Source organism: Conyzicola sp., assembly GCF_046714715.1.
GTDB lineage: Bacteria > Actinomycetota > Actinomycetes > Actinomycetales > Microbacteriaceae > Conyzicola.
Genome location: NZ_JBKKAD010000059.1, coordinates 1 through 7,650, shown reverse-complemented (window position 1 = coordinate 7,650; position 7,650 = coordinate 1). Strand labels below are relative to the sequence as shown.

At 69.5% G+C, this 7,650-nt stretch carries 9 protein-coding genes; 6 read left to right on the top strand and 3 right to left on the bottom strand.

Features of this window, described 5'->3' with window-relative positions; genetic code table 11:
• Nucleotides 1-931 (bottom strand): signal recognition particle protein (locus ACLQ6X_RS04680; protein ID WP_411699008.1); only part of this gene is annotated, 931 nt, incomplete at its 3' end.
• Between the two features lie 60 nt (nucleotides 932-991).
• On the opposite strand from ACLQ6X_RS04680, the gene ACLQ6X_RS04675 reads away from it, so the two are divergent.
• Both ACLQ6X_RS04675 and ACLQ6X_RS04670 read left to right on the top strand, forming a co-directional pair.
• The gene (locus ACLQ6X_RS04675) at nucleotides 992-1,513 is read left to right on the top strand and encodes a gamma carbonic anhydrase family protein (protein WP_411699007.1); all 522 of its coding nucleotides are present in this window, start codon (nucleotides 992-994) and stop codon (nucleotides 1,511-1,513) included.
• Nucleotides 1,514-1,551: 38 nt separating this feature from the next.
• Nucleotides 1,552-2,433 carry an HAD family hydrolase gene (locus ACLQ6X_RS04670; RefSeq protein WP_411699006.1) on the top strand — a complete coding sequence of 294 codons (882 nt, stop codon included), beginning with the start codon at nucleotides 1,552-1,554 and terminating at the stop codon, nucleotides 2,431-2,433.
• Nucleotides 2,434-2,443: 10 nt separating this feature from the next.
• Here the strand turns inward: ACLQ6X_RS04670 and ACLQ6X_RS04665 are convergent, their stop codons facing one another.
• Nucleotides 2,444-2,743, bottom strand: coding sequence for a hypothetical protein (locus ACLQ6X_RS04665; RefSeq protein WP_411699005.1), 300 nt, complete (start codon nucleotides 2,741-2,743; stop codon nucleotides 2,444-2,446).
• 5 nt (nucleotides 2,744-2,748) lie between these two features.
• Complete coding sequence (gene ftsY, locus ACLQ6X_RS04660; protein WP_411699004.1) at nucleotides 2,749-3,627, bottom strand: signal recognition particle-docking protein FtsY; 879 nt, start codon at nucleotides 3,625-3,627, stop codon at nucleotides 2,749-2,751.
• A gap of 72 nt (nucleotides 3,628-3,699) precedes the next feature.
• On the opposite strand from ftsY, the gene ACLQ6X_RS04655 reads away from it, so the two are divergent.
• The 4 genes from ACLQ6X_RS04655 to ACLQ6X_RS04640 are packed head-to-tail and all read left to right on the top strand — an operon-like array spanning nucleotide 3,700 to nucleotide 7,559.
• Nucleotides 3,700-4,665 (top strand): TIGR03885 family FMN-dependent LLM class oxidoreductase, encoded by a 966-nt coding sequence (locus ACLQ6X_RS04655; protein ID WP_411699003.1) that lies wholly within the window; start codon nucleotides 3,700-3,702, stop codon nucleotides 4,663-4,665.
• Nucleotides 4,662-6,338 carry an alpha-amylase family protein gene (locus ACLQ6X_RS04650; RefSeq protein ID WP_411699002.1) on the top strand — a complete coding sequence of 559 codons (1,677 nt, stop codon included), beginning with the start codon at nucleotides 4,662-4,664 and terminating at the stop codon, nucleotides 6,336-6,338. Before ACLQ6X_RS04655 ends, ACLQ6X_RS04650 begins: the two co-directional genes overlap by 4 nt.
• Nucleotides 6,339-6,387: 49 nt before the next feature.
• A complete protein-coding gene (locus tag ACLQ6X_RS04645) occupies nucleotides 6,388-6,969 on the top strand; it encodes a hypothetical protein (protein WP_411699001.1) in 582 nt (193 codons plus the stop codon).
• A gap of 23 nt (nucleotides 6,970-6,992) precedes the next feature.
• Nucleotides 6,993-7,559 (top strand): histidine phosphatase family protein, encoded by a 567-nt coding sequence (locus ACLQ6X_RS04640; RefSeq protein WP_411699000.1) that lies wholly within the window; start codon nucleotides 6,993-6,995, stop codon nucleotides 7,557-7,559.
• Nucleotides 7,560-7,650: the final 91 nt, after the last annotated feature.

Below are 7,650 nucleotides of genomic sequence, written 5' to 3'. Positions count from 1 at the left end.
CCATGCGGTCGGGATAGAAGGGCTCGAAGTCGTCGAGCGATTCGCCCGTCGACGCGAAGATGATGGGACGGCCGGTGACGGATGCCACGGAGAGCGCCGCTCCACCGCGGGCGTCGCCGTCGAGCTTGGTCAGTACCACCGCCGTGAAGTCGACCCCGGCCTGGAACGCCTTTGCCGTAGCGACGGCGTCTTGACCGATCATGGCGTCGATGACGAAGAACACCTCGTCGGGGTCGATCGCCTTACGGATGTCGGCGGCCTGCTTCATCAGCTCGGCGTCGACGCCGAGGCGACCGGCCGTGTCGACGATGACGATGTCGTACTGCTTGTCTTTGGCGAACTTGACGGCGTCTTTCGCGACCTTGACCGGGTCGCCGGCCTTGGGGCCGCCGAAGAATCCGCGGCTCGGGGCGGCCTCTTCGCCGCCCGTGTTTCCGGGCTCGGGGGCGTAGATCGCCACGCCCGCCTGCTGCGCGACGACCTGCAGCTGGTTGACGGCGTTGGGGCGCTGCAGGTCGGCGGCGACGAGCAGCGGCGTGTGGTTCTGGCCGGCGAGCCACTTCGCGAGCTTGCCCGCGAGGGTCGTCTTACCTGCGCCCTGCAGGCCGGCGAGCATGATGATGGTGGGGGCGGTCTTCGCGAACTGGATGCGACGCGCCTCGCCGCCGAGGATGGCGACGAGTTCGTCGTTGACGATCTGCACCACCTGCTGCGAGGGGTTCAGGGCCTTCGAGACCTCGTCGCTCAGGGCGCGCTCGCGCACCTTGCCGGTGAATTCCTTGACGACGTCGAGGGCGACGTCGGCGTCGAGCAGGGCGCGACGGATCTCGCGGACTGTACCGTCGACATCCGCCGGGCTCAGTTTGCCCTTGCCGCGGAGGTTCTTGAACGTTTCCGACAGACGGTCGGAGAGATTTCCAAAGGTGGCCATGATTGCTCTAGTTTAACCGCGCTCGCGCGCCGTCGTGTACTCACGGCATATTCTGGGCGAATGCCGCTCATCGTGCCTTTCGGCGAATCGACGCCGTCCATCGACCCCACAGCGTGGGTCGCCCCGAACGCCACCCTGGTCGGGTCGGTCACGATCGGCCCCGACGCGAGCGTCTTCTACGGGGCGGTGCTGCGCGGCGACACCGACACGATCACCATCGGCGCGGGCAGCAACGTGCAGGACAACGTCACGATGCACACCGACTCGGGCCTCGAGCTCACGGTCGGCTCGGGCGTGAGCGTGGGGCACGGCGCCGTGCTGCACGGCTGCACGGTCGAGAACGACTGCGTCATCGGCATGGGGGCGACGGTGCTCAACCGCGCCGTGATCGGCGCGGGCTCGCTCGTGGCCGCGGGCGCCGTGGTGCTCGAGAACGCGGTGATCCCGCCCGGTTCGCTCGTCGCCGGAGTGCCGGCGAAGGTAGTGCGCACCCTCTCCGACGAGGAGCGCGCCGGGCTGGTCGAGAACGCCCGGCACTACCTCGAACTGCGCGAGGCCCATCGCGCCGCCCACGGAAACTGACCGGCCCCGCGACATCCGCGGCTTACGCTGGAGAGACCATGACGACTCTCGCTCCCGCCGGCCGACATGCGGAATGGCAGTCCCCCGCCATCGAGCTGTTCGTCTCCGACCTCGACGGCACCTTTCTCGGCCTGACCGAATCGCCCTCCGCGCCGGTCAGCGAGGCCGTCACGGCGCTCGTCGCCTCGGGCATCAGGTTCGCGTTCGCGACCGGCCGGCTGCCCGCGGGCCTTCCCGACCTTGCCGAACTCGCCGCCGGACCGCACATCGTGCACAACGGCGCGCAGGTCGTCGACCTGTCGGCCGGGCAGGCGCCGACCGGCCACGAGACCACGTTCGCGCTGGGCGCGGAGCAGGCGCAGCGGCTCGCCGCCATCTGCCGTAGCTTCGACGTCTACGCCGAGTTCTACGCGCACGACGGTCACTACGTCACCCGCCCAGACCCGTTCGCCGAGGCGGCGTGGGAGCTCATGATGGGCAGCCCGATCGGCATCGTCACCGACGAGGTGCTGGCCGACACCACGATCATCAAGGCGACGGTCGCCGACTACTCCGGCCGCAACACCGCGCGGCTCCTCGCCGAGATCTCGGCGATCGGCCTCGCGGCCGAGGAGTCGACGGCGCCCGGCATGCCCGACGCCGTGTTCATCAACGCGACGGCCCCCGGGGTGTCGAAGGGCACCACCCTGCGCTGGCTCTGCGACCGGCTGGGCATCCCGCTCAGCGCCGTCGCGGCGATCGGCGACGGACGCAACGACTCGTCGATGTTCCGCATCGTCGGCACGGCGATCGCGATGGGGAGCGCCCCGCACGACGTCGTCGCGCTCGCCCACTTCGTGGCACCCGACGTGTTCGACGACGGGGCGGCGGTCGCCATGCGCGCCGTGCTCGCACACGCCACGGGCCGCGACGCCGCCTAGGCCGGCCGGGCTAGTACTCGGGTGTCGGCGTCAACGCCGTCGCCGCCAGCAGCACGACCACCGGCGCGACCGCGACGACGATCGCCGTCAGGGCCACCAACCGCGGGCCGTCCCCCACGAGCGCGGCGCTCGCGACGATCACTCCCGCCGCCGCCACGAACACGCCCGCGTACATCAGGATCGTGAAGCCGAGGTCGTCGCCCTCCCCGAGCGTGTAGCCGGCCACCTGCGCGGCGGCGCCGACGATGGCGAGCACGAGCGCGACGACCGCCGCGCGGCGCTTCGACGCGGCGATCTCGGGCGAGACCACCGCGGTCAGCCGACCAGGTTCTGCACGAAGACGTGCGGGGTGAAACCGGTGAGGTCGTTGATGCCCTCGCCCTGGCCGACGAGCTTGATCGGGATGCCGGTGCGCTCCTGCACGGCGAGCACGAAGCCGCCCTTGGCCGAACCGTCGAGCTTGGTGATGACGAGACCGGTGACGCCGGCGCTCTCGATGAACGCCTCCGCTTGCGCGACGCCGTTCTGACCGGTCGTGGCGTCGAGCACGAGCAGCACCTCGGCGATCTCGGTCTGCTTCTCGATGACGCGACGGATCTTGCCCAGCTCGTCCATCAGGCCGCTCTTGGTCTGCAGCCGCCCGGCCGTGTCGATGATCGCGATCTCGAAGCCCTCGCGCTGTGCGCGTTCGACGGTCTGGAAGGCGACGGATGCCGGATCCTGACGTTCCTGCTGCGGACGCACGATCGCGGCTCCCCCACGCTGCGCCCACGTCGCGAGCTGCTCGACGGCGGCCGCGCGGAAGGTGTCGGCCGCGCCGACCACCACCGTGCGGTCGCGGGTGGTGAGGAACTTCGCGAACTTGCCGATCGTGGTGGTCTTGCCGACACCGTTCACGCCGACCACCAGCACCACCGCGGGGCGGGCCGTGAGGTGCAACGTGGGATCGTGCTTGGCGAGGCGCTCTTCGAGAGTCTCGCGCAGCATCCGCCTGAGGTCTGCCGGGTCGGTGGTCTTGAATCGGGCGACGCTGGCACGCAACTCGTCGACGATGGACTCGGTGATGTCCGGCCCGAAGTCGGCCACGAGGAGGGCGTCTTCGAGGTCGTCCCAGGTGGATTCGTCGATGGTCGGCCGCGAGAACATGCCCTTGAGAGCGTTGCCCAGCGACCACGGTGTTGAGCGTTCAGCCATGCGCCCAGCCTACCGAGGTGCGCGCGCCACACCGGTTCGCTAGCGTGGAGCGACGACGACGGAAGGCTGCACGTGACCATCGGATTCCACGCCTCGCACGAACAGGTCCACCCGCGAGCGCTGCTCGCGGCCGTACAGCGAGCGGAGGAATCCGGGTTCGGCGCCGCCATGTGCTCGGATCATTTCGCACCGTGGAGCGAGAGGCAGGGGCAGTCGGCGTTCGCCTGGGCCTGGCTCGGCGCCGCGCTGCAGTCGACCGGGCTCTCGTTCGGCGTGGTCAACGCCCCGGGCCAGCGCTACCACCCCGCGATCATCGCGCAGGCGATCGGCACCCTCGGCGCCATGTACCCGGGCAGGTTCTGGACGGCGCTCGGGTCGGGCGAGTTCTCGAACGAGCACATCACCGGCGGCGGCTGGCCGCGCAAGTCGCTGCGCAACGACCGGCTGCGCGAGTGCGTCGACATCATCCGCGCGCTGCTCGCCGGCGAGGAGGTGAGCCATGACGGGCTCGTCACCGTCGACCGCGCCAAGCTGTGGACGCGTCCCGAAATCACGCCCGACCTGGTGGGCGCGGCGGTCAGTGTGGAGACTGCGGCCTGGGTCGCGCAGTGGGCCGACGGCCTCGCCACGATCGCCCAGCCGCACGCCAAGCTCACCCAGATGATCGACGCCTACCGCGGCGCGGGCGGCCGCGGCAAGCTCGTGCTGCAGGTGCACCTCAGCTACGCGCGAACCGACGAGGAGGCGCTCGCGATCGCGCACGACCAGTGGCGCACCAACGTGTTCTCGCCTCCCGTGTGCTGGGACCTCGACACCCCCGAGGCGTTCGACGAGGCGGCGAAGCACGTGCCGCCCGCGGCCATGCACCAGTCGGTGCTGATCTCCTCCGACCTCGGCCAGCAGGCGGCGTGGCTCGCCGAACTGGCCGGCCTGGGGTTCGACGACATCTACCTGCACCACGTGGGCGTCGACCAGGAACTGTTCATCGACGATTTCGGGCAGCACGTGCTGCCCCAGCTGACGGGAGTACGCGCGTGAGGATCACCGACACCAGCGACCTGTGGTGGAAGAACGCCGTGGTCTACTGCCTCGACGTCGAGACCTACATGGACTGGAACGACGACGGGGTCGGCGACTTCGAGGGCCTCGCCAACCGCATGGACTACCTCGCCGAGCTCGGGGTGACCTGCCTGTGGCTCATGCCGTTCTACCCCTCCCCCGACCAGGACGACGGCTACGACATCTCCGACTTCTACGGCGTCGACCCCCGGCTCGGCAGCCACGGCGACTTCGTCGAGGTCGTGCGCACGGCCCGCGACCGCGGAATGCGGGTGATCATCGACCTGGTCGTCAACCACACCTCCGACCGGCATCCGTGGTTCCAGGCCTCGCGCTCGAGCAAGAACTCCCCCTACCGCGACTACTACGTGTGGCGCGACGAACCGCCGGCAAACCCTGCGGCATCCGTCTTCCCCGGCGAGGAGTCGGGGGTCTGGAAGCTCGACGAGCGCACGGGCCAGCACTACCTGCACAGCTTCTACAGCCACCAGCCCGACCTGAACGTGGCCAACCCGAAGGTGCGCGAAGAACTCGAGAAAATCATCGGCTTCTGGCTGCAGCTCGGGGTGTCGGGGTTCCGGGTCGACGCCGTTCCGTTCCTGCTCGACCCCAGCGGCGTGATGCCGGGCAAGGGCGATCTGCCCGACCCCATGGGCTTCCTGCGTTCGCTGCGCGAGTTTCTCGGACGGCGGTCGGGCGAGGCGATCCTGCTCGGCGAGGCCAACCTGCCGCACAAAGACCAGGTCGCCTACTTCGGCGGCGCCGACGGCGACGCACTCACTATGCAGTTCGACTTCGTGGTGATGGCGAACCTCTACCTGTCGCTCGCCCGCGCCGACGCCGGGCCGCTCGCCAAGGCGCTGGCCGACCGGCCGCCCATCGCGACCGGTTCGCAGTGGGCCAACTTCGTGCGCAACCACGACGAGCTGACCCTCGACAAACTCACCGACGAGCAGCGCGAAGAGGTGTTCGCGGCGTTCGCACCCGACGAGCACATGCGCGTCTACGACCGCGGAATCGTGCGCCGGCTGCCTCCCATGCTCGACGGCGACCCGCGCCGCATCCGCATGGTCTACAGCCTGCTCTTCTCGATGCCCGGCACCCCCGTGCTGTTCTACGGCGAAGAGATCGGCATGGGCGAGAACCTCGCGATCGAGGGCCGGCAGTCGGTGCGCAGCCCGATGCAGTGGAGCACCGAGAAGAACGGCGGATTCTCGAACGCGCGTCGGTCGCGGCTGGCGGCGCCCGTCACCGAGGGCGGCTACTCGCCCGAGCACGTGAACGCTTCAGCGCAGCGGCACGATCCGGACTCGATGCTTCGGTTCATCCGGAGGCTTATCGAACGCTATCGCGCGTCGGCCGAGATCGGCTGGGGCGACTTCACCCTGCTCGAGCACGACAACTCCGCGGTGCTCGCCCACCGCGTGTCGGGGGCCGAGGGCATGATGATCGCCGTGCACAACCTCAGCGCCGAGCCCACGGCGGTGACCCTGCGGCTCACCGACCTCGACGAGCAGCACCGGCTGGTCGACCTGCTGCTCGACGGCAGCGTCACCACCCCCACACCGAACGGCACCACCGAGCTGACCCTCGACGGCTACGGGTACCGCTGGCTGCGCGTGCTGCCGCCCGGATCGAAGCGCCTCGGATGACACGGCGACACTGACGGCGACGTGGGCACCGGCAACTAGGGTGGTGCCCATGCAGACCGTCACGCCGTCGAGGGCGCACTATCGGAAATCGATGCTCGCCGGATCCGCGCTGGCGGTGCTGCTCGTCGTGGTCATCATCGCCCGCGTCCGCGGCGGCATGCTCACGGCGGGCGTCGTGGTGATCGCCGTCGTGTTCGCGCTCGTTCTGGTCGGCGTCTGGCTCTACTTCCGCAACACGAAGGTGCAGTACGCCGACGGGCTTATCGTGACCACCGACCTGCTCGGACGCTCGCGGCAGCTCACGACCGCTACCGTGAACCAGGTGGTGATCGTCGAGCACCTGCGCGGCGCAACCCAGCTGGCCTCCCCCGTGCTGTTGCTGCTCGGTGACGACGGCCGCGCCCTGCTGCGCCTGCGCGCCGGACTCTGGTCGATCGACGACCTCGGCGCGATCGGCGCCGCCATCCCGCGCGACCCCGACGTGGTCACCGGGGTCATCACCTCTGCCGCCCTGCGCACACGCTTCCCCGCGGCCGTGTCGTTCTGGGAGGCGCACGCCGCGTTCGCCAGCGTGGCCGTCGCCGCAGTGATCGTCGCCGCCGCCATGCTGGTGACGTTCATCTTCGCGTAAGGCCGCTAAGGCAGGATAGAAGCATGACCCTCGCATTCATCCGCCACGGACAGACCGACTGGAACCTGAACAAGCAACTGCAGGGATCGAGCGACATCCCCCTCAACGACACCGGCCGCCAGCAGGCGCGCGACGCTGTGAAGACGCTCGAGGGCGTCGACTGGGAGGTCATCGTGAGCTCTCCGTTGAGCCGTGCCCGCGAGACCGCCTCGATCATCGCCGCCGGCCTCGACATCGAGCTCGGCCCGGCGTTCGACGAGCTGAAGGAACGCGACTACGGCGAGGGCGAGGGGGCGACCGCCGAGGTCATCGCCGAACGCTGGCCCGACCACCAGTACCCCGGACTCGAGAGCCTCGAGTCGGTCGTCGCGCGCGGCGAGGCCGCCCTCGAGCGCATCGATGCGGAGTTCGGCAGCCGCAACACACTGATCGTGTGCCACGGCACCATCATCCGCTACACGCTGGCCCACCTCGCCGGCCGCCCGTTCGACCAGATCCGCAACGGCTCGGTGTCGACCTTCGAGCGCGACGGCGAGGCGTGGCGAGTGCTGAGCGTCAACGACGAGCCGCTGACGGAGATCGTCGGCTAGGTCGCGTCAGGTGGTTTTGGTCGCTAAATGCTCTACTCGGCCGCAGATAGCGCAGTTGGTGACCAAAAGCGGGCTCGGATGCGCCCTGCGC